19 protein-coding genes and 1 pseudogene are annotated in these 22,153 nt (G+C 65.2%); 9 read left to right on the forward strand and 11 right to left on the reverse strand.

The window, feature by feature from the left end; translation table 11 throughout:
- Positions 1–985, forward strand: a 985-nt coding sequence (locus tag LR394_RS34885) for an IS1634 family transposase (RefSeq protein ID WP_231448949.1), incomplete at its 5' end; no start/stop codon positions are given.
- Between the two features lie 291 nt (positions 986–1,276).
- Here the strand turns inward: LR394_RS34885 and LR394_RS34890 are convergent.
- The 4 genes from LR394_RS34890 to LR394_RS34905 form a co-directional block, all read right to left on the reverse strand.
- Positions 1,277–1,639: a hypothetical protein gene (locus LR394_RS34890; RefSeq protein ID WP_231448950.1), complete on the reverse strand. Its 363-nt coding sequence runs from the start codon at positions 1,637–1,639 to the stop codon at positions 1,277–1,279.
- 68 nt (positions 1,640–1,707) lie between these two features.
- A complete protein-coding gene (locus LR394_RS34895; RefSeq protein WP_231448951.1) occupies positions 1,708–1,914 on the reverse strand; it encodes a hypothetical protein in 207 nt (68 codons plus the stop codon).
- A gap of 155 nt (positions 1,915–2,069) precedes the next feature.
- A complete protein-coding gene (locus tag LR394_RS34900; protein ID WP_231448952.1) occupies positions 2,070–2,420 on the reverse strand; it encodes an effector-associated constant component EACC1 in 351 nt (116 codons plus the stop codon).
- Positions 2,421–2,448: 28 nt separating this feature from the next.
- Complete coding sequence (locus tag LR394_RS34905; protein WP_231448953.1) at positions 2,449–3,816, reverse strand: caspase, EACC1-associated type; 1,368 nt, start codon at positions 3,814–3,816, stop codon at positions 2,449–2,451.
- Positions 3,817–3,971: 155 nt separating this feature from the next.
- On the opposite strand from LR394_RS34905, the gene LR394_RS34910 reads away from it, so the two are divergent.
- Both LR394_RS34910 and LR394_RS34915 read left to right on the forward strand, forming a co-directional pair.
- Complete coding sequence (locus LR394_RS34910) at positions 3,972–4,589, forward strand: SIS domain-containing protein (RefSeq protein ID WP_231448954.1); 618 nt, start codon at positions 3,972–3,974, stop codon at positions 4,587–4,589.
- Positions 4,586–6,037: a trehalose-6-phosphate synthase gene (locus tag LR394_RS34915; RefSeq protein ID WP_231448955.1), complete on the forward strand. Its 1,452-nt coding sequence runs from the start codon at positions 4,586–4,588 to the stop codon at positions 6,035–6,037. The genes LR394_RS34910 and LR394_RS34915 overlap by 4 nt, the downstream gene beginning before the upstream one ends.
- Positions 6,038–6,045: 8 nt before the next feature.
- Here the strand turns inward: LR394_RS34915 and LR394_RS34920 are convergent, their stop codons facing one another.
- Positions 6,046–8,205 carry an ATP-binding protein gene (locus LR394_RS34920; protein ID WP_231448956.1) on the reverse strand — a complete coding sequence of 720 codons (2,160 nt, stop codon included), beginning with the start codon at positions 8,203–8,205 and terminating at the stop codon, positions 6,046–6,048.
- 336 nt (positions 8,206–8,541) lie between these two features.
- Between LR394_RS34920 and LR394_RS34925 the strand changes: the two genes are divergently transcribed.
- Positions 8,542–9,921 carry a hypothetical protein gene (locus LR394_RS34925; RefSeq protein ID WP_231448957.1) on the forward strand — a complete coding sequence of 460 codons (1,380 nt, stop codon included), beginning with the start codon at positions 8,542–8,544 and terminating at the stop codon, positions 9,919–9,921.
- A gap of 24 nt (positions 9,922–9,945) precedes the next feature.
- On the opposite strand, the gene LR394_RS34930 is transcribed toward LR394_RS34925, so the two are convergent.
- The 5 genes and pseudogenes from LR394_RS34930 to LR394_RS34950 form a co-directional block, all read right to left on the reverse strand.
- Positions 9,946–10,965, reverse strand: a complete 1,020-nt coding sequence (locus LR394_RS34930) for a glucokinase (RefSeq protein ID WP_231448958.1) — start codon at positions 10,963–10,965, stop codon at positions 9,946–9,948.
- Between the two features lie 59 nt (positions 10,966–11,024).
- Positions 11,025–11,225, reverse strand: coding sequence for a hypothetical protein (locus LR394_RS34935; protein WP_231448959.1), 201 nt, complete (start codon positions 11,223–11,225; stop codon positions 11,025–11,027).
- 132 nt (positions 11,226–11,357) lie between these two features.
- Complete coding sequence (locus LR394_RS34940; RefSeq protein WP_231448960.1) at positions 11,358–13,457, reverse strand: endonuclease/exonuclease/phosphatase family protein; 2,100 nt, start codon at positions 13,455–13,457, stop codon at positions 11,358–11,360.
- Between the two features lie 391 nt (positions 13,458–13,848).
- Positions 13,849–14,099, reverse strand: a pseudogene (locus LR394_RS43820) (winged helix-turn-helix domain-containing protein); the annotation flags it as partial.
- A gap of 485 nt (positions 14,100–14,584) precedes the next feature.
- Positions 14,585–15,568 carry a glycoside hydrolase family protein gene (locus LR394_RS34950; RefSeq protein WP_231448962.1) on the reverse strand — a complete coding sequence of 328 codons (984 nt, stop codon included), beginning with the start codon at positions 15,566–15,568 and terminating at the stop codon, positions 14,585–14,587.
- Positions 15,569–15,787: 219 nt separating this feature from the next.
- Between LR394_RS34950 and LR394_RS34955 the strand changes: the two genes are divergently transcribed.
- Genes LR394_RS34955 through LR394_RS34975 form a run of 5 tightly spaced genes read left to right on the forward strand, consistent with a single transcriptional unit; the run spans position 15,788 to position 21,506 of the window.
- Entirely contained in the window at positions 15,788–16,849 is a 1,062-nt protein-coding gene (locus tag LR394_RS34955) for a LacI family DNA-binding transcriptional regulator (RefSeq protein ID WP_231448963.1), read from the forward strand.
- Positions 16,842–18,446, forward strand: a complete 1,605-nt coding sequence (locus LR394_RS34960; RefSeq protein WP_231448964.1) for an FAD-dependent oxidoreductase — start codon at positions 16,842–16,844, stop codon at positions 18,444–18,446. The genes LR394_RS34955 and LR394_RS34960 overlap by 8 nt, the downstream gene beginning before the upstream one ends.
- A gap of 30 nt (positions 18,447–18,476) precedes the next feature.
- Complete coding sequence (locus tag LR394_RS34965) at positions 18,477–19,730, forward strand: ABC transporter substrate-binding protein (protein ID WP_231448965.1); 1,254 nt, start codon at positions 18,477–18,479, stop codon at positions 19,728–19,730.
- A gap of 5 nt (positions 19,731–19,735) precedes the next feature.
- Complete coding sequence (locus LR394_RS34970) at positions 19,736–20,674, forward strand: carbohydrate ABC transporter permease (RefSeq protein WP_231448966.1); 939 nt, start codon at positions 19,736–19,738, stop codon at positions 20,672–20,674.
- Positions 20,664–21,506, forward strand: coding sequence for a carbohydrate ABC transporter permease (locus LR394_RS34975; RefSeq protein WP_231448967.1), 843 nt, complete (start codon positions 20,664–20,666; stop codon positions 21,504–21,506). Before LR394_RS34970 ends, LR394_RS34975 begins: the two co-directional genes overlap by 11 nt.
- A gap of 120 nt (positions 21,507–21,626) precedes the next feature.
- Here LR394_RS34975 and LR394_RS42405 read toward each other — a convergent pair whose 3' ends face one another.
- Complete coding sequence (locus LR394_RS42405) at positions 21,627–21,758, reverse strand: hypothetical protein (RefSeq protein WP_269330291.1); 132 nt, start codon at positions 21,756–21,758, stop codon at positions 21,627–21,629.
- Positions 21,759–22,153 lie beyond the last annotated feature (395 nt).

Here is a 22,153-nt window from a genome sequence, read left to right on the forward strand (position 1 = left end):
GGAACGCCGCGTCGATCCGCAGATCGTGGTCGGCCTGCTCGTGGATCGAGGCGGGTTCCCTCTGGAGATCGGCTGTTTCGAAGGACTGACCGCTGAGACCACGACGATCCTGCCGATCATCCGGCAGTTCAAGGAACGCCACCACCTCGAGCGCATGGTCGTCGTCGCCGATGCCGGGATGCTCTCGGCCGGCAACCTGCGGGAACTGGATGAGGCCGGGTTCGGGTTCATCGTGGGTTCCCGCACCACCAAGGCACCCATCGACCTGGCCTCCCACTTCCGCTGGCACGGAGACGCTTTCACTGACGGGCAGGTCATCGACACGATCACCCCGAAGACCACCCGGACCATCGAGAACGACCCCGCCACCAAGGCCGAGCCCGTCTGGAACCGCGATGAGCATCCCAGGTCCTGGCGGGCGGTCTGGGCCTTCAGCGCCCGACGCTCAGCCCGGGACGCCAAGACCCTCACCGCCCAGGAGAACCGCGCCCGGGCCGTCGTCGATGGCGAGAAGACCGCGCGAACACCAAGGTTCGTGACCATCAAGGGTGACGCCACCGTCCTGGACGAGGCGGCCTTGGCCCGCGCCCGCCGCCTGGCCGGGCTCAAAGGCTACGTCTCGAACATCCCCGCCACCCTGATGAGCGCCCGCGAAGTGATCTCCAGCTATCACGATCTGTGGCACGTTGAGCAGTCGTTCCGGCTCTCCAAGACCGACCTCGCGGCCCGGCCGATGCACGTCCACACCCAGGACGCGATCGAAGCCCACCTCACCCTGGTCTTCAACGCCCTGGCCGTGGTCCGCGAAACCCAGGCCCGCGCCGGCCTCGGCATCCGCTCCATCGTCCGCCAACTCCGGCCGCTGCGTTCGGCCACGATCGCGATCAACGGCACCAAGCAGACCTTCCCGCCACAGATCAGCCCAGAACAGAAGGCCATTCTGGATGCGATCCGCCAGCCACGGACTCAGGCACTAAGCGATTGACCAAACTCAGGACTGGTGGCGTCCGCAGGGTCGTAAACGCCTCCATCGGAATAGGTTCGCCGTCGTCCTCGAGCGCTGCCGACGGGCCCGTTTGCCGCCGTCGAAGATGATGATGTAGCTGATGCCCGAGCCGTCGGCCTCGGCACGTAACCAGCGAGCCAGGCGCCATCCTTCATCTCGTTCGGCCGCTGGCGGCCTCGGCCTCGGCGCCAACGCCTGGCCGCCGTGATCGCGGTTCGCGCACCGGTGCTCTGTCGTGTAGGCGAGGGCCAGTTTGCCTGGTGCTGCTGGCTATACCTGGTCAAGAGCCATCTCGTTCGGGTGCTTGGCGTTCTCGCGCAGGGCTCGCTGGTATCCGTAGTCCAGGTACTGGAGCCAGTGGGCTGCCGGGGTGCTGTTGGGGCTGATGTGGTCGAGTGCGACGAACCCGGCCATGATCGCTGCGCAGAGTTCGTCCTGGACCTCGCCGAGTTCGGCGGTGACGTGCCCGTCGGATCCCCAGCCGCGGTAGCGCCGGTATAGCTCTCCTGCTTCCTCGCCGACCTTGGAGACCAGCAGGAGTTGCTGGATGTCGCTGGTGGTGGCGCGGCAGCGCCGTTCGTCCCTGAGCCTGAGGTGGTGGATCGGGTGGGCTCGTCTATCGACGGTGTCCATCGGAGTGTTCCCCTTTCGTGTGGGCGGGCGTGCTTACCGGCCGGGTGCGGTCGGCCGGTTCGGGCAGGTCAGAGCTGGCGGGTGGGTCGCTGGACGGGGCGGCCGAGTTGCCAGATCGTCCATCCAGCCTGCAGCCAGGGGGTTTCCTGGACGGCGGTGCGCACGTCGACGAGGACACGTCGGCGCACGATCGCGGCTCCGGCCGCGGGTAACTGCTCGTCGTGGGTGAAGGCCGGCCACTCGGTGGCTAGGACGACGAGGTTGGTGTACTTCATCGCTGAGAGGACATCGTCGGCGTAGGGCAGGTGCGGTGGGAGCACACGGCGGCCTCGACGCCGGTGGGGTCGTAGATGACCGGGGTCGCTTCGTGCTGGTGGAGGGCCTGGGCGAGGTTGAGGGCGGGGAGTCGCGCACGTCCGCAGGACACACCCTAATCTCCTTGATTCGGCTCGGTCTCCGAGGACAGACGCAGCGCCTCACGTATGAGTTGCTCGGTGTCGGGCGTGTGGCTGCTGTTCACCTCGATGTCCCTCGTCGCCGTACGGATCCTGATCCTGACGTGCGAGGTGCGGCTGCGCAGCCAGACGGTGATGGACGTAGCCACCGCGGTGAGCACGACAGGAGAGAGGAAGAGTTCCAGGGTTTGGACGTCGGCTCCCATCTGCTCGGACGGTCCTGGCAAGGTGCAGCGGGCAACGCGCACAGTGTCCAGGCGCTCCCTGGCGATCCAGTCGATGAAACTCGGTACAGCGTCGGCCTGGACTTCGATGATGGCCTGCACACTGGCTCCTTCGTCGGCGCGGTTACGTTCAGAGACAAGGATCTTCGGGGGACGGCGAGTCTGGCGCCGAGGTGCTTGGGCCGGACCAGTACGTGGCATTATTCCGTGCAGCCGCAACGTCCGGGTGAGCGGCACCGAAGGCATCGGCGTACTCCTTGGCGAGTTCCGTGAACGCTTCGGCAGCGGCGGCGGCTCTTCCGGAAAGGCCGTGGAGACGGGCGATCTGCCAGCGAACGCCGAGCGCGTCAGGATGATGCCGGCCGAGTTTTCGCAGCCGGGAGTCGTAGAGCTGGTTCAGCACTTTGAGCGCCTCGTCCGTGTCGCCGGAGGAACCCAGCCAGTGGGCGAGGCCGTCCAGGACGGCAAGAGTGTTGTGGTCCTCGGTCCCGAAACGTTCGCTGTGGTCGTCCACGAGCGTGCGGTACATCTGGATTGCCAACCGGGTGTCGCCGGCCTGGCCGGTCGCGTGAGCCAGCGCTTCTCTCGCCATCAGGCTCACGGGCGTGGTTTCTCCCAGGGGCCTGGCGAAGTCGGCCACGAGTCGCTCGAGCAGAGCCCGGGCCGAGCCCCAGTCTCCGCGATGGCCCCGGTCGAGCGCCTCACGAAGTCGTTGGGCGAGGAGACCACGTTGATCAAGGGTGTCCGGCGCCGGCGTGGTTGACCAGTTGTTGAGTGCCAGGGCGAGCAACTCGACGTTTCCTGAGCCCATGCGTTGTGGTTGCGGCAGACCCTGCCGGGCCATCCGCTGCTGTAGTTCGGTGAAGAGCGCGGCCAGCGTCAGGACCGTGGTGCCGTCCGGGATGCCTCGGCCGAGCAGTGAGAACAGGATGCCGGAGAAGGCGGTGAAGGTCTCACCCTGCGGTGCGAACGACGGTGAGTTGGCGGGGGCGGAAGTCAGGGTGATTGCACCGGCAATCTCGAGCTGGCCCAGCAGCGCCGAGGTTTCGTCGCTCATCGCGTCCAAGGCGCGTCCGGAGAAGCAGCAGTCCAGGATGACGATCCGGTTGCGCGCCGGGGAACGAGAGACGGTACGGCGTACGAGAGCGTAGGGGATCGCTGTCCAGTGCGGGTACTGGAGGTTCGTGGAGCGGATGGCCAGGTGGAGCGCACCCTGATCGTCGATCAACCCGTGGCCGGCGAAGTAGAGGAGGAACAGGTCCTGGCAGGCTGCCGTCTCCGCTTCCAAGGCCAGGCCGAAGGAGGAGACCGTGTCGATGTCGTCCAGAGTGGAGCAGTTGGGAGCGGGCAGGCAGCTGCCGTACGGCGAGATCAGGAGGCGTCTGAACTCCCGGATGTTCCTGGAAACGGCGGGAATGCTGCTCAGTCGAGGGTCGGTAAAGCTCGATGAACCCAGCAGAATGGCCCTGCTGTCCTGGGATATCGGGAACCTGGTCATGCCGTGCCCCTCTTATGTCCTCACGTTCGGAACGCTGGCAGCGGTGTCGTCCGGGCGGTATGGCTTCATGAGTATTCTGCACCCTCGCCGATGAGTTACTCGCGGGTCTATACTGCGAGACGGGCCGTCGGATTTCGGGCCGGGGAGGTCTCAGGGTGGCCATTGATCATGGCAGTTCCGAAGATGGCCTGGATGGCACCGCACCACGCCACGGGTTCGGCGTTCTTGAGCGGACGGTCGAAGCCTGCCGCCAGGTCGACCGGCAGCAAATGCGGCGGGCGGTCGATCTGCTTCATGCGGTCAATGAGAGCGGCGGTCGTATCTATCTCATGGGTAATGGTGGAAGTGCAACCACAGCAGCACATTTCGCCTGCGACCTGACCCGGATGCCGTATTCCCTGCCGCGTACCTGGCGGCGTTTCCGGGCTGCTGCTCTGACGGACAGTCTGGGTCTGCTGACAGCCTGGTCCAACGATGCTGACTATACGGAGGCCCTGGCTCTGCAGATCAAGGCTCTTCTGGATCCTGTGGATCTTGTTGTTGCCATCAGTGTGAGCGGAAATTCCGCGAACATCGTCGCCGGACTGCGAGCTGCCCGGGATATGGGTTGCGCCAGAATTGGTCTCTTGGGTGTGGACGGAGGGCAAGCGCGAGAACTGGTCGACGTCGCCATCCTGGTGAATTCGCCCGACTACGGCGTGGTGGAGACCGTCCACCTGGGAATTGCCCACGACCTGGCATTCGGAGCTGTTCAGAAGTCGTCCGCGGCGTGAGGGGACCGCAGCCGGACAGCTTCGTTCTGGTCTCCGACCGAGGGCCGGTGACCATGAGCGCAGACGGCCGCCAGGCCCAGGAAAGGCCGGGCAGCGTCACCGCTCTTCTGCGGGAAGGACTGCAGGAGGGAGCCCTGCCGGCGCTCTGGCTGGCACCGACCACGAACCCTGCCGACCTGCGATCGGCCGACCTGAACCTGATCGACCTGGGGATGGGGCGCTTCGTACCGGTCATGCAGGACCCTGATGTCTACGACGGCTACTACAACGAGTTCGGCGCCCGCTTCGCCTGGCCTCTGCTGCACGGCCTGTTCCAGAGTGAGCATTTCACCTACCGACCGGAGCTCAGCACCGCTCGTGATCACAACACCGAAGTGCAGCGAGCGATCACCTCAGCAGTGACGAGCGCGGCCGGTTCGGTGCGCACCCCGGTGATCTTCCACGACTACCAGTTCCTCGCCGCCCCGGCCTTGTTGCGTGGATGGTCAGGCCCGGTCGGATTCTTCCTCCATACGCCATGGGTCCGGACTTCGCCCAGGGACGACCCTGCGGGCGAAGTGAGGAGCCTGCTCACCGGAGTACTGGGTGCGGATCTGATCTGGTTCCAGAGCCGACGCTGGGCAGAGGAGTTCCTGAGGACCTGCGAGGATCTCTGCTCCGTGCAGGTTCACCATCGCTCTGGCCGGATCCGCCATGCGTGGGGAACGACGTGGGTTCGGGTCCTGCCGGTTCCTCTGGGGGCCAGGCGCCTGACCCGACTGGCACACGCCGACACGACACGGCAATGGCAGGCGAGTCTTCGGCATCAGGTGGCGGGCCGGCGCGTGATCTGCCGGGTCGACCGGGCAGACCCCGCGAAGAACCTCATCCGCGGATTCGAGGCATTCGAGGCTCTCCTCGACCAGCATCCGGATCTTCGTTCCGACGTCTGCTTCCTGGCCTGCCTGGTCCCATCGCGAACTTCTGTTCCCGAGTACGCCCGCTACCTGGACCAGGTCCAGGCCGTTCTGGACCGCACGGCGACGAAGTACCCGGGCAGCGTGATGGTGCACTTCGGGCAGGATGCCCATCGCGCCGTGGCTGCGCTCACGCTCTACGACGTCCTACTGGTCAATGCTGTGAACGATGGGATGAACCTGGTGGCGCGGGAGGGGGCCCTGCTCAACGCGCAGGCTGGAGTTTTGGTGCTGTCAGACCGGACCGGCAGCGCGGACCTTCTCCAGCGACACTGCGTTCGGCTCCGAGACCCCTCGGACGTCGGCCAGACCGTCTCAGCTTTGTATCGGGCTCTCCGGATGCCCGAGCAGGAGCGGGAGCACCGAGCCGCCGGACTTGCGGCAGCCACGGACATCTACAGTCCAGGAGAGTGGCTGACCCGTCAGCTCACGGATCTACGGCGGCTGGCCGAAGGCCAGGAACCCGAGAGCTTCTGGCCGCCGGATGCCTGACAACTCGTCTACCTGAGTGGTTGCCCCCGACCGGCGGAGGCAAGCAGTTCGCGTGCGTCCGTGACGCGCTGGTCGCCGAGACGTTCGAAGGTCGCCACTGCGAGTTCGAGCCATTCGACGCTGGTCTGCACCAGCCCCAGTCGCAGCAGCGAAGTACCCAGGCCAAGGGCCGTGACGCCCTGCCCGGACCGGTCACTGATGCGGCGCTGGATGTCCATGGCCCTGACCAGGGTGGTGACTGCCTCGCGATACCTTTCCTGATCCAACTGGAGCAGCCCGATGTGGGACAGGCACTTGCCGACACCGAAGTCGTCGCCGATCTCGGACTGGATCCGCAGAGCCTCTTCCCAGGACTCCAGAGCTCTGACCTGGTCATCGAGTGCCCGGTAGGTGTTTCCGATCGAGTTCAGGTCGATCGCCTGGTTCCACTGGTCGTCCACCTCGATGTGGATTTTGAGCGCTCTCTTCGAGTAGCGAAGAGCGAGTTCGTACTCACCTTTACGACGGTAGGCATTGGCCAGGTTGTTCAGCGAGGTACCTTCACCGTACCGGTCGCCGGTGCGACGGCGGAGTTCCAGCGCCTCACGCCAGCACTCGATCGCTCTGTCGTAGTCCTTCAGTTCGCGGTAGGCATTGCCCAGACTGTTCAGTGTCCAGCCCTGACCGGGTACGTCCTGGGACGATCGGGCGCTGGTCAGGCCCAGGTCGTGAGAAGCGATCCAGTCGTCCAGAAGCCGGTTCAGGCTGAAGTAGCTCCACAGGACGACCGGGATCTGCCAGGCGACGTCGTGCTTGCCGTGAAGGTGGGCGTACTGGGTGGCCTGGAGCAGATGGCTGCGCTCGGTGTGGCAGAAGATCAGAGCCGAGGCCGCGTCCTCGAAGTCGGGGACCACGACCTGCGCTGACGGTTCCTGGATATCGATCTTGCGTCGTTGGGGCATGAGTGAACGATTGGCGGCATCAGCGGCATGCAGGTACCAGGCCAGACAGCGAGCAAGCGCCTCCTGCCGTTCGCTGTCGCTCTCCTCGTCCTGAGCCCGTTCTGCGGCGTAGTAGCGGACCAGGTCGTGGAAGCGAAACCGGTTGCTGGGAAGACGTTCCAGGAGATTGAGCTCGGCCAGGGCGTTGAGGTGGCGCCGGGCCTCACCCGGTGTCACACCGCCGAGGGCGGCTGCCGCGTTGATCGGGAACTCACCACTGAAATGAAGACCAAGACGCCGGAAGAGCCGTGCAGTGTCGTCCGGTAGAGCCTTGTACGACCACGAGAATGTCGTGCGCAGGCCCATGTCGTCGTCCTCGGAGTGGAGCAGGTCCAGACGGTCTCGCTCGTCCGCCAGTTCGGTGACCAGTTCCCGCAGCGAGAGATCGGGCTCGGTGGAGGCTCGCTGGCCGGCAATCTGCAGTGCCAGAGGTAGATACCCGCACTGGAAGATGATCTCCTCGGCCATCCGGGGCTCGGCGTTTACCCGCGAGCTACCGACCAGCCTGATCAGCAGAGCCAGCGCGGCCTCCATGTCCAGCAGCTTCAGAACGATCCGGGTGGCTCCGTCCTTGGCCACCAGCCCGGTCAGGTTGTTGCGGCTGGTGACGACCACGAAGCTGGACGAGGAACCGGGCAGGAGCGGTCGGACCTGGTAGGAGTTCCGGGCGTTGTCCAGAACAACGAGCATGCGACGTCCGTCCAGCAGCGACCGGTACAAGGCCGCCTTCGCGTCGAGCTCCCGGGGGATGCGCCCGGCCTCGACACCCATGGACCGGAGAAACTCGTCCAGGACCTCGCCGGGCAGGATCGCCTTGCCCGGACCGAATCCTCGAAGGTTGACGTACAGGCTTCCGTCGGGGAAGTGCTCACGCGCGCGGTGCGCCCACTGCAGGGCTAGGGCGGTCTTCCCGACGCCGGCTGCTCCCGCGAGTGCGCAGATGGCCACGACTGAAGGAGCGGCACCGGCGAGGTAGTCGGTCAGGGCGTGGTCGAGTCGTTCGAGTTCGGCCACCCGACCGACGAAGTTGGCTGATTGGATGGGCATTTGCTGGGGCACCGGCAGTGCTGCGGACAGCTGTGATGTCCGCCCGGTGGGCAGCACTCCGGTGGGAGGGGCGGCTACCTCGCCGTAGGCGAAGGGGCCCTGGTCATTGGCCGCGGTCGAGAGGTCGGTCTGCACCAGCACCCAGAGGCCGTTCAGTCTTTCTCCGAAGGCTGGATTCTGGGCGACAGCGACTTCGAGCGCGTTCCTGACGACTCTCACACCGGAGTGGCCGGACGCCCTGGTGGGCAGCGGAAAAGCATTCTGGTCAGGATCTTTTGGCTGCAGTTCGTCCTCGACCAGTTCGATCAGACGATGCCACGAGGACTGGACTCCCGATTGTGGGCGGTCCACACTGTTTGCAACTAATGCCGAAGCAATCTGTTCAAGATTTTCGTCCGGCACCAATGAACCCCCTTTCGCAGCGAGAACTGGCTACCATCCAGCGTAACCCGGGCCCAGAGGCATTGCGAGGTTCCAGTGAACGGGCTGACAGAGTCAGGAGAGGGCATTTCGCGAAGGTTTGTGCCACCATCTGATGCACTCGTCATTCTTGGTGGAACGGGTGACTTGGCCTTCCGTAAGATCTATCCGGCGCTGTACGAGCTCGAACGAGCTGGAAGGCTTCATCTGCCGATCGTTGTCACCGGTGCGCTGGCGCGGGACGGATTCACTGCGATGGTGATGAAGTCGATCACCGCCGCGCATCCTCGTCCGAGTTCTGACGTCTTGCACCGGCTGATGCACAGGATGGACTTCTTCGTCAGCGACCTGCGCACCCGAGCTGCCTACGTTGACCTGGGCCAACGTTGTCGAGGCTACCGGCCGACCTTCTTCTTCGCGCTGCCGCCGTCCCTGACAGCTGCGGTCGCCTACCAGATGTCGAAGATCGGCCTCACGGAGGCGGCGGCGCTGATGATCGAGAAGCCGTTCGGGGTGGATCTTGCCTCGGCCCGGCATCTTGAGAGTCACCTGCGCCGTCTCGCCTCCGAGGAAGCCATTTTCCGGATCGATCACTACCTGGCCAAACGCTCGATGCTTGAGGCCATGTCCGCGCGATCGGTGAGTCCTGCCTTCTCACGACTGCTGGACCGAGAAGTCATCGAACGAATGACGATCCGTCACAGCGAGACCCGAGGGCTTCAGGGCCGAGGACGCTTCTATGACGGAGTCGGCGCCGTCCGGGATGTGGTGCAGAGCCATCTGCTGCAACTGGCAGCAATGCTCGCAGTCAGACCCACTGCGGAGTCCGGGCGCCGGGCAGCCCCTGACCGGGTGTTCCGGGCCGAGACACAGCGGTTCCTTGGCGCGGTGCAGACCCTGGATCCGGACCTGGTGGTCCGAGGCCAGTATGAGGGATACCGTCGTGAGGATGCGGTCTCGCCGAGTTCTACCACGGAGACCTTCGTTGCTGTGCAGATGGCAGTTGACCTGCCCGAGTGGCGAGACGTTCCGGTCGTCCTGAGTTCGGGGAAAGCGCTCAAGCACAACTGTATTGACGTGGTTCTGGAACTGCGTGACAGTCGTTCGTCCACCGTGACCCTGGGTTTCGGCCAACACCTGAGCCTGAGCGCAACCGGCGAAGGCCGTGAACTCGTAGCTGCGGTGGGCTCACTGAGGGATCTGCCGTACCGGGCCCTGTGCAGCCATGAGGACTTCGCTCTGGGATCCTACGCACAACTGCTGACGGACGGCCTATTCCGTGATCACGTCCGATTCCAGTCGTTCGAGACTGTCGCCGAGGGATGGCGCATTGTCGAGCCGGCTCTCAGACGACGGGCCCTGATGACCTATCCGATGGGGATGGACGGGCGAAAGCTGGAGGACCAGTTGCAGAACCGGGTGATGGTGGCTCACTGACCATGTCGTGCCGAGCCGGTTCGCTCACCAACCGTCCGTAAGGAAGCTGAAGGCTCCTTGCAAGGCTAATTCCTTGTCCCCGCCGGCGAAAATGCCGACCCGGTGCATGAAGCGTGCATGAGTCGACTCCTCTCCCCAGAATGCCTGCTGGAAGACATCGCTGTCAGATAGATGCTCGAGCATGCCTGGTGTGTGGATGACACCGCTGGTGAGGAGAATGCTCCCTTGGCCATGGCCGATGAGATCCACGAGAGTCAGATCCCGCAGGTACCTGCCGAAGATACCGAGAAAGATGTCAAGAGCGAGCTTTGCCTGCTCGTCACCCTTCCCGGCAGCACTCAGCAGACGTGCTGGGGCTGGCTCATCAAGGACTGCGGTGTTCTGCTCGATCATGCCTCGGTGCTGGGCGAAACGGAGAAGGCGGCTGAAGCCGTCGGCCCCGCCGATCGCCATCTCCACGGAAATGGGGCGCCCGGGGTTCACCTGCCGCAGGTAGGTGAGGTAGTCGAATTCCGGTTCGGTGAAGGGCTGCCAGAGAACGTGCCCGGATTCCGAGCAGATCGGGGCCTCTTCGACGCCGATCCAGGCGCTGCCTACTCCAGATCCGATCGAGGCGACGAGAAGAGGGAACACGGGCCGCTGGGTTGCGCCGGCCAGAACGGTACGTAAGGCCGAGCGAGAGACCGAACGGGCGCCGTAGGCAGCAGCGGTCATGTCGTTCATGACATCCACGCGAAGGTTGTGGGAACGAGCGAACTCGACGGACCGAAAGACCGGCCACTCGGGGCAGTTCGTCATCTGTGCGGCCCCGCCGCTGTCGACCGGCCCGGCGACCGACAGCACCAGGTGGGTGGGGTCGATCCTGGTGTGCGAGAGGGTAGCGACGAGAAGGTGGTCGATGGAGGCGAAGTCGCCGGTGTCGAAGCGGGTGGTGACCACATCACCCGATTCCCCGGACACGAACTTCAGGCGCGTGTTCGTGGCACCGATGTCCAGGGCCGCGCCTGCCACGTCCACCGAAGTCGGCCTGTCGTGGTCCATCATGCTGGTACGCCCCCGTACTCGTCATGCCGTCAACCCACTCGTGGCGGTAATTCTACAGGTCAGCGGTAGGCCGCGAGCACGCCTCGGCCCGCATTGCAGACCAGGTAGCCACTGGTCTGATGAAAGTCGAAAAGGCTTATGAAGGATTTCATCTCGACAGTCGCCTCCTCGAGGGCAGCGGCGATCCCACCCCCGGGGTATCGCGGCGATTTCCCCTGGTCGGCGACGCTGATCCAGCGCATCACCGCGCCATGGCTCATGACCCGGACATCATGCACAGTCCGCCTGCGCGACCGTGATGATGAGTACTTGCAATTTCACCACCTAGGTGGCTGTGGTATCTGACAAGCGGGACTGCGTCCAGGCCCGACTGGGGCCGAGTCAGCGGAGGATTAGCGGTATCGGCTGAGCGAGCAGTAGAACGTGTAGAGACCGTCGCCGGCGATGTCGACATCCTGCAGTGCCACACGCCGCCGCTCCACGTCCCCCTCCTGTGCGGTGATCGGCAGGACCCGCCGTGTCTTGGCACCGCTGGAGGAGAAGTCCACCTCCTTGAACGTGACAGCCAGGTCGTTCACGAAACCCGCCCGCCAGTAAATGAATGGGCCACGGTTGGCTTGGCGAAGGGTGGCCGCAACCGCCTCGTACAGGCCCGGCCAGCGCTCTCCCGTGTCCGCATCGTCCCAGCGGCCCTCGAAGATGCGGACGCCGTCCAGATCCAGTTTCAGGTCGATGTCGTCTGCGCCTGCTCCGGTCAGCCCGGTCTCCTCGTTGACGAACAAGCCCAGCGGCGCGTCCAGCATCAGGTAACTGACCGGGCTGGGCCAGGTCACCTGGTACGTGCCGGGGTTGACCGCGCTTCGGCGCACGGTCAGGAAGACGTGGTGATGGCCGGGGACGAGAACACCCAGGGATCGTTTAGAGTCGGCACTGCGGTCGGAATTGAGCTGGATGGTGTTGGAGTCCAGGAGCGCGAACGTCGTTTTCTGGTCGACGTTCTCCGTGGTCAGGACGAACGACTCCACGTATTGGGTTCCGGCGTAGGTGCTGGGGATCGTTGCTCGCAGCCAGCACGTGTCGTTGCTGCCCAGGACGGTCGTCTCCGGGAAGGGCAAGGTCAGTGGACGGTGAGGGTTGAGCAGGATCGCCGTCTGGCGCGTGGCGCCATTGTGTTCGAGGACGAAGACGGCCCGCGAGCCGGTGCGACTGTGGTTGGTGGTGGCCGCGATGAAGAACGGCTCGTGCGGGGCGAACGTCCGGCCCACCGGCTCGATCGCAACGGGGATGTCGAAGGAGTTCTGGGCCAGGACGTCGCCCTCCGCGGTGCCGTCCAGGTCCGAGGCGTTGACTTCGCCCTGGTGCTCCAGAGGCGTACTCAGATCGCTGCGGAGGTAGACCTCGTACCTGGTGTCCGCGCTGGCCCAGAGCGAGAACGTCCCGGGATCGGGCACGTAGATCCACTGGTAGGCGCCGGGCAGGTCGAAGGTGACCCGGATCGGGGTGAGGCTGGTAGGTAGTCCTTGGCCGTCGTTGTCCCGGACCTTGTCGTACCGGATCGCATCGCTGGGCTGGCAGTGGTGGCTGCGCCGCTGCAGAACGGCCTCTACCGCGAAGTGATCGCTGGCGTTGCGCTGCGAGATCCGGATGTGATGCGGAACAACCGACGTGGGGACGAACTGCCGCCGCTCCTGCCCGGCGACGATGTAGTCCAGCCGCTGCTGCACACCGGTTTCCAGATCGACGTTGGTGTAACCCTTGTCGTAGTCGGTGGTGTCGCCTGGCGGGTGCATGGCGCCACGCCAGACGTCGTGCATGCTGCGGGTGAGCGCGGTGCCCTGATCACGGAAAATGTCCTCCCACTCATCGCCTTCGGCCTGGGAGTCGCCGGAGATATTGATATCCCCGATCAGGAAGGCCCGTTCCAGGTGCTCCTCGAACCTCCCGTCGCGATCGAGCAGCGCCTTCAACCCCGCCCAGATCAGGTCCAGCTGCTGCGCGCGCACCTCGGCATACTCCACCGGTGAGTCGTAGGAGGCCTGCATGTGGGTGAAGGCGATGGTGACCGGCACCTCGGCGCCCTCGTCCGGCGAATCCACCTGGACGATGCCGAAACCCTTGGCCGCCAGGCCATCGACGTTCTTCCACACCGTACCGAAGAACCTCTCCAGCACCGTGTCGTGCTCGGGCGGCCCGCTGAGGTCGCGCAACGGCAACTGGCTGATCAGCATCAGACCGGAGTCATCCTGCGTGGTGACGTCGGCATCGTCGATCTTCTCGGCCCGATACGGCCAGAGGGCGCCGAGCTGGTCGATCAGGACCTCGCGGGCGCCTTCATCGAACACCTCGTTGAAGGCGATCACATGCGGTTGCCGGGCCGGGGGCAGCGCCAGGATCGAGGCCGCGACCCGCCCGGCCCGCTCCCGCGCGTCGGGCGAACGGCGTTCACCCAGGACGGCGACCTTCCACGGCATGAGCTGAACATTGAACGCCATGACGCGTAGCTGACCGGCCATGATCCAAGCCCCCTCGACATCGTCACCGAAGATCAACGGAAAGTAGCAGGACTGGGTACGCGGCCGTCCACTGGTTTTCCGGAACCGGTCGGCTAGGGGTCGAACGGACTAGCGGTGGACGTCGGATCGCAGACTGATCTGTTCATGATCAGGGCAGATCGTGAACGCCTCGAAGTCGATCACCATGATCCAGAGCTGATCCAGCCATCGTTCGGCACGGCAGACGCAGAGCAAGCTGCACCATTGGGCGGTCGAAGATCCTGACCGCCTGCTTGATGGTATCGACCATGTCCCGGTCCACCGCCAAGGCCAGCACACCAGCGACACCTGAACAGGAGAATCCGCCGGCGTCGGGCCGGCCGTAGGATCTTCACCCCAGGTCGAGCCGGTAGCCTAGACCCCGCACGGTGACCACGATGCGTGGGGCAGTCGGGTCGAGCTCGATCTTGGTGCGCAGGCGGCGCACGTGTACGTCCACGATTCGCTCGTCCCCGAAATATCCCTGTCCCAGCCCTTTTCCAGCGGCCGTTGGCGACTCAGGGCCAGACCGTGTGCCTGCGCGAGCTCACACAGCAACCGGAACTCCGTCACGGTCAGATGCACGGGAGCCTCACCCCGGCGAAAGCAGATCCCCCGTGCACTGGGGGATGGGCCCCGGCGCGATCTGTCGGCCTCGGCTCGGCCGATGAGTACCGCAGTTGCACGCGGTCTCCTTGTACGTACCTACCGCATCACTTGTCCGAGCGGCCCGATCATGACCAGCGCCCAGCACCCGGGCCGCATGGTCTTTCTCAACCTGCCGGTGGCCGACCTCGAGCGCAGCAAGGCGTTCAGGTGACGTGGATGGACCCTGCTGCTGCGCAGGCCGGCCCCGAGGAGTACGTGGATCAGGCTGCTGGAGCCTGAGCATCCAGCGCCCCGATGATGTCGTCCGCTACCCACACCCGATTCCGTTGAGCGGCGGTCGCCGGAGGCAACACGCCGGCGTCCACGAGGTGATTGACGGCGGTGGGCGCTGCGGTGCTCGACCGGGCTTGAGCAGTGGCTTGTCACGCTCGCGGATACGAGGTCCGATACATCGCAACGTCACCTTCAAGATCAGCGCTTCAAATCTCCCGGGCTACGGCGATACGGGCCTGCAGGCGCGGGCCGGATTCGTAGAACATGTAGTTCACCCCGCCGTCGGTGCCGAACGAGGGGGCGGCCGAGCGGCCTGAGTCGGGAGCAGCACTGAGTGCGGAGTGGAACACTCCGAGGTGGTTCTCCTGATTGAAGTTCGGCCCGACGTCGGTGATGTACATGTCGCCCTTGCTGCCGTGGTAGACCACGTAGGCTGTGCCGTTGCGCTTGAGCAGGTGCGGGCCGGAGATGTTGGCCTCGTCGTCGGGCTCGGGGTTGATCAGCGCGGTGGGGGAGTAGGTCCAGGCCTTGCCGTCGGGTGACCAGCCCCAGCAGATGCGCCGGACGCCGCTGGTGTTGACCATGAACAGCATCACGTACTTGTTGTTCTTGCCGGCCACCGTGTGCTCGAAGACCCGCGCGTACGAGGTCTCGCTGGTGCCCGGGATCATGCTGGTGTTGAGCACCTCGCCGTAGTAGCTGAAGTTGATGCCGTTGGCCGAGATCGCCAGGCGGGTGCTGGCGTTGTCGCCGTGAAAGTACAGGAAGAAGCGCTTGGTGGCGGCATCCCAGGTGACGTGGGGCGAGGAGACGTGCTGCACGTCGTAGTGCGGGGCCCAGCGGTTGGAGACGATCGGGTTGTTCGGGTACTCGGTGAACTGGCCGGACAGAGAGTCTGCGTAGGCCAGGCAGATGCCGCCCGGGTTCTCGTGCGGCGCGTAGTAGAGGTAGTAGCGCCCCAGACGCTGGCCGATCTTGTCGTACACGCCGCGGATGCAGGGAAAGATGATCTCCTTGCGGGAGGGCGCGTAGGCCAGGTTCGCCTTGTTGAAAGGCGTTCCGACGTATTCGTAGTCGGGAAAACCGCCGGGAGCGGCCGAGGCCGGCAGTGCCTGGCTGCCGAGGGTGGCGGCGGTGCCGCCGAGCAGAACAGCGCCACGCAGGAGCTGTCGCCGATCGAGACCGGTCATCGTTGACCTCCTCACGGGGATGCTCGCAGAGCTGCGAGCGCAGCAGGCCCACATCGTCGGCGCATCGCGACCGCTTCGGCAAGGTGCTAATACGAATTAATCACGGCAATACGCCCAGCGGCGGCAAATGCTGTCAAACTCTTGACGCCGGGCCGCGGCCTGTCCACTCTGTGAGAGCGCCCTGATAATGCGCATTAGCCGACAACGAAGCGAGAATCGATGGGCTCCCCGCGTCGTCTGACCCAACGCGACATCGCCCGGATGACCGGGGTCAGCCAGGCCACCGTGTCCCTGGTGCTCAATGGCCGGGCCGACGGTGAGGTGCGGATAGCGCCGGAGACCCGGGACCGGGTGTTGCGGGCGATCCAGGAAAGCGGATACGTCGCCGACCCGATCGCCCGGCGGCTGGCCGCACGGGACAACCGCATCATCGGGGTCTTCGGATACGAGCCGGTTTTCGGGGCCGGGAGCGCCCACTTCTATCATCCCTTCCTGGTCGGCATCGAGGAACAGGCCGAGGCCCAGGGCAGCGATCTGCTGCTGCTCACCAGTGCTCCGGTGGTTGAGGGACGGCGGCGAATCTTCCAAGGGGGCAACCGGATCCGGCTGGCTGACGGGTGCATTCTGCTCGGGCGCTCCCTCGATCCGGAAGATCTGCAGCGCCTGCTGAGCGACGGCCTGCCGTTCGTGTCGGTCGGCCGGCGTGAGGACGCGGGTGGTCCGGTTCCGTATGTCGGCGCCGATTATCGTTCTGCTGTCGAGGAACTGGTCACCATGGCGGCAGGTCTCGGGCACGATCGAATGGCTTACTTGGGGGAAGGTGGCGGGCCGGAGTCCTGGTCGGACCGGATGACCGGCTTCCGGCAAGGAACGTCGGTGGCCAAAGTCGGCATCCGGCACGAGCGCGGGCCGGATCTGTCTGCCGCGCTGGATTCACTGCTCCAGGACGGGGTCACAGCGGTCTTGGTGGAGGAGTACAGCGATGCGGTGGCGTTGGCCCAGCTCGCCGGTGATCGTGGTCTTGAGGTGCCGCAGGACCTTTCGGTCCTCACGCTGGGGCAGGCCACCAGACCAGGGCCGGGTGGAAAACGGCTGGAGTTCACCGGATTCGAGATTCCCCGTCATCAGATGGGGGCAGAGGCTGTGCAGGTGCTCACCGGGCTGATCGACGGTACCGGGGACCGCCCGCAGCGGCTGCTGCCCTGCCGGGTCGTGGCCGGGGCCACGCTGGCCCCGCCGCGACGCAGAAGGACGAGTAGAAAGCAGGGCAACGGTGCCTGAACTACATGCTGAGGTGCTGGTCGTCGGAGGAGGGCTGGGCGGGGTCGCGGCCGCGCTGAGCCTGCTGCGCAACGGCCGGCCGGTGGTGCTCACCGAGGAGTTCGACTGGCTCGGCGGTCAGCTGACCAGTCAGGCTGTCCCGCCGGACGAGCACACCTGGGTCGAGCGGTTCGGCGTCACGGCGTCGTACCGGGACCTGCGCGAGCGGATCCGTGACTACTACCGCCGCAACTATCCGCTCACCCGGGCAGCTCGTGAGACCCGAGAACTGAACCCGGGGGCGGGCCACGTCAGCCGACTCTGCCACGAGCCCCGGGTAGCCGTGGCAGTGATCGACGAACTGCTCGCGCCGTACCTGGGCTCGGGCCGGCTCAAGCTGCTGCAGCCCTACCGCCCGACAGCCGCGCAGACACAGAATGACCGCGTCCTGGGGGTGACCCTGACTCATCGTGACAGTGGCGAAAAGATCGACGTCACCGCGGACTACGTGCTGGACGCCACCGAGACCGGCGATCTGCTGCCGCTCACCGGCACCGAGTACGTCACCGGGTTCGAGTCGAGGCTGGACACCGGTGAGCCAAGTGCGCCGCAGGAGACGCAGCCGGCCAACATGCAGGCGGTCTCGGTATGTTTCGCAGTGGACGAAGGACCGGGCGAGCAGGTGATCGACAAGCCGGAGGGTTACGACTTCTGGCGCTCCTACACACCGGACTTCTGGGGCGGCCCATTGCTGTCGCTGGACGCCCCGAACCCGCGTACTCTCACCCGGGGTTCGCGGGACTTCACGCCCAACCCGGACGACGACCCGTTGCGGGTGGTGGCCGATCAACGGCTCAGCGGAGGCGATCAGAACCTCTGGACATTCCGCCGGATCGCGGCCCGGCGCATGTTCGTCCCGGGGGCCTACGACAGCGACATCTGTCTGGTGAACTGGCCGATGATCGACTACTGGCTGAGCCCGGTGATCGATGTGGCCGATGCGCAGCAGCACCTCGACAAGGCCCGCGAGCTGTCCAAGGCCATGTTCTACTGGCTGCAGACCGAGGCACCGCGGGCCGACGGTGGTACCGGCCACCCCCGGCTGCGGCTGCGGGGAGACATCACCGGCAGCGCCGACGGCCTGGCGATGGCGCCCTACATTCGTGAGTCCCGGCGAATCCGGGCCGAGTACACCGTAGTGGAGCAGGATCTGGCGCTGAGTGTCCGCGGTGGCAAGGGCGCGGTGGAGTACGAGGACTCCGTAGGCGTCGGGATGTACCGGATCGACCTGCATCCCTCCACCGGCGGCGACACCTACATCGACGTCGGCTGCTGCCCCTTCCAGATTCCCCTCGGGGCCCTGATCCCGCGCCGCATGGAGAACCTGCTGCCGGCCGGGAAGAACATCGGTACCACTCACATCACCAACGGCGCCTACCGACTGCATCCGGTGGAGTGGAACATCGGCGAGGTGGCCGGTGCCCTGGCCGGGTTCTGCCTGGACCGCAACACTTCTCCTCGAGCCGTCCGTAACAGTCCTGCCCTGCTGAACGAGTTCCAGGCCCGTCTGGACGCGACCGGTGTGGAAAGGCGCTGGCCAGACGTCTCGGGTTACTGAAGACCACCAGTCATCACAAGGGAGTGCATGATGAGGAAGCACCTGGCGTTGGCCGTGGCGGCGACTGCCGTACTGGCCGGCTGCGGTGGCGGCGAATCGGCGGGATCTGCCGATGGCAAGGCTGATCTCCGGATGACGATCTGGACCTCGAACGAAGAGCATCTGGCCCTTTTCGATGAGATCGCGGCGGGCTACACCGAAACGCATCCGGACGTCACGGTGAAGTTCGACCCGATCCCGTTCGAGAGCTACACCACCACGCTGACCACCCAGATCGCCGGCGGGAACGGCCCGGATCTGGCCTGGGTGCTGGAGGACTCGGCACCCGACTTCGTCGGTTCGGGGGCACTCACCCCGCTGACCGAAACCTTGCAGAAGACCGAGGGTTATGAGCTCGACGACCTGAGCGACTCGGCGACCGCGCTCTGGAAGAACGACGGCGATCTGTACGCCTATCCCTTCTCCACGTCCCCCTTCGGCGTCTTCGTCAACAACGACCTGCTGAAGGAGGCCGGGCAGAAGAGTGTCACGGGCGACTGGACATGGGACGAAGCTTTCGCGACGGCCGCGAAGGTGCACGAGGAGACCGGTGAGGCCGGGATCGTGGTGCGCGACTTCGACTTCAAGGGCTGGGGCAACCTGGCCACGGTCTGGACCGGCTGGGGAGCCCGGGCCTGGAGCGAGGACGGCAAGACCTGCGAGTTCAACCGGCCGCCGATGGTGGCGGCGATGACGGCCCTGCACCAGGCCGTCTTCGAGGACGAGGCGATGCCCGGCCCTGGCACCACCGCGGACTTCTTCGCCGGGGACGCCGCCATGACCATCACCCAGATCTCGCGAGCCTCGCTGCTGGAGGAAGGCGCGTTCGACTGGGACCTGGTGCCGCTGCCGTCCGGGCCGAGTGGTGACTACTCGGTGGTCGGGCAGGCCGGTCTGGGCGTGCTGAAGCAGGGCGCGAACGTTGCTGCTGCCGAGGAGTTCCTGGCCTACTTCACCAGCCCGGAGAACTCGGAGAAGCTGGCGCAGTTCTTCCCGCCGGCCCGCACCAGCCAGCTTTCGGCCGAGACGATGGCCAAGAGCAACCCCCTGCTGTCACCCGAGCAGTTGCAGGCGGTGGTGGTCGAGGGCATTGAGGGTGGCGTGGTGAAGCCCAGTCATACCGATTCGGCCCAGATCGCCCAGACGGTGCGCAGTTCCCTGGACCCGTTGTGGAAGCCTGGAGCCGACGTGCAGGGTGTGCTGGACGGTGTGTGTCAGCAGATCACGCCGCTGTTGGGCAGTTGAACCCCATGACCCTGCTCACTGATCGTCCTTCCCGGACGTCGCCCCCGGCGTCCAAAAGCACTTTCTGGACGATCGCACGACGTGAGAACGCCGCGGGCTGGCTGTTCATCGCTCCCCAGGTGGCCGGGACCGTCCTTTTCGTTCTGGTGCCGCTGGTGTTGGTGGGCTGGTACAGCCTGCACGAGTGGAACGTCCTGGCAGGCGATTTCACCTGGACCGGCGGGGACAACTACCGCCAGTTGGCCGAGGATCAGAATCTGCCCAAGGTTCTGGCCGCCACGGGCCTCTTCTCGGTGGGTCTGCTGGTCCTGAACCTGTCGCTGGCTCTGCTGCTGGCGGTGCTCCTGAACCAGAAGCTGCGCGGCACGGTGCTGTTTCGCACGCTGTTCTTCTCCCCGGTGGTGGTCTCGATGGTCGCCTGGACCATCGTCTGGGGCTTCCTGCTCCAGGACAACGGCGGTATCAACGGCCTGCTGGACACCATCGGGGTGGACGGGCCGAACTGGCTGCGCGGTGACGTCACGGCAATGATCGCGGTGATCGTGGTCCAGGTGATCAAGAACGTCGGGCTGAACATGGTGCTGTTCCTGGCTGCCCTGCAGGGGGTTCCGGGTGACCTGTACGAGGCGGCCAAGGTGGACGGGGCGGGGGCCTTCCGTCGGTTCCGCAGCATCACCGTGCCGATGATCAGCCCGACCATCCTGCTCACCTCGATCCTCACGGTGGTCGGTTCGCTGCAGGTGTTCGCCCAGATCGCGGTGCTCACCCAGGGTGGCCCGGGCACCTCCACCACAGTGCTCGTCTACTACCTCTACCAGCAGGCCTTCCAGTTCCACCAGCTTGGCTACGGCGCCACGCTGTCCCTCCTGCTGTTCGGCATCGTGCTCGCGCTGACGCTGGTGCAGTGGCAGATGCGCAGGAAGTGGGTCTTCCATGAATCGTGAGCTCTCACCGCGGGTGAAGGTCTGGCTCTACGGCCTGCTCTGCCTGCTGGCCGTGCCTTTTGTCTTTCCCACCTGGTGGATGGTCACCAGTTCGGTGAAGCCGGTGAGCGAGATCTTCAGCTTCCCGCCCTCGCTCCTGCCGGCCTCGTTCGACTTGAAGTCCTACGGCGACGTCTTCGAGGCGCAGCCCTTCGCCCGGCAGTACCTCAACAGCATGTACATCGCCGTCGTCTGCACCGTAGGCACGCTGGCGGTGTCGTCGCTGGCCGGCTACGCCTTCGCCCGGATCCGTTTCCGCGGCCAGAACGCGATGTTCGTCCTCGTCCTGACCGGGTTGCTGATCCCCAGCGAGGTGACGATCGTGCCGCTGTTCCAGTTGTTCCACCGCTGGGGGATGATCGACACGCACTGGCCGCTGATCCTGGTCCCGATCTTCGGGGCACCCAGCGTGCTGGCCACCTTCATCATGCGGCAGTTCTTCATCGCGCTACCGCACGAGCTGGAGGACGCGGGCCGGGTGGACGGCCTGGGCCGCCTCGCGATCTTCTGGCGGATCGCCTTGCCGTTGTCCCGGCCGGCACTGGGTGCGGTCGCGATCTTCACATTCCTGCACTCCTGGAACCTGTACCTGGAGCCGATCGTGTTCCTGTCCACCCCCGAGAACTTCACCCTTCCGCAAGCCCTTACCCAGTTCGTCGACGCCTACGGCGGACCGTCCTGGGGCACGCAACTGTCCGCTGCCACGCTCACCGCCCTGCCGGTGCTGGTGGTGTTCGTGCTCGCGCAGAGGCAGTTCGTTGAAGGGCTGGCGCACACCGGTCTCAAGGGATGACGCGGCGGCCCCGCCTTGGAAAGGGACCGCCCCGCATACTCCTGCAGCGTGAGTGAGCTGTGGTCGACAGCGTGCACAGCCACGGCTTCATTACCTGCGGCTCAGCTACCGGGAGAAGTGTCACACCCAGGTGCGTAGGGTTTCGATCAGGGGAGTCGTGGGTTGACCGATCAAGGCGGACAGGTCGTTGCCGATCCGGTCCACGACTCCGTCACGGACGTTCTGCGCGCGCATGGCGAGTCGCGCGATCATCATCGCGTCCTTCAGCCGGCCTCTCGCAGGGCCGATTCTTCCTGCTGTGGGCTCAGCGCCTCGTAGCGGACAGGTCGGCCCAGCATGTGTGAGGCCGCCTGCGCACCAATGGGCCACTACGAGATCATCTTTACGTCACCTCCTGCGTCTTCTGTAGTGAATGTAGATCACCCCCCCCACGATCACGGACACCAAGGCGCAGGTGCCCGCAGCGAATTTCCAATAGGAAATGTCGAGGCTGGCCGTAAGTATCCCAGCACCTAGTCCCATGAGGGCTATGAGGGAGTACCCAACAAGGCCTTGCTTGAATCGCGAGCGTGGATCTTTTTTCAAAAGCCCTCCTTTTTATCTTTTCCTCAACTAAGGTCGTTCTACAAGCAGACGCCAATCGCGCC

It is taken from the genome of Kineosporia babensis, from assembly GCF_021129305.1.
Classification (GTDB): Bacteria; Actinomycetota; Actinomycetes; order Actinomycetales; family Kineosporiaceae; genus Kineosporia; species Kineosporia babensis.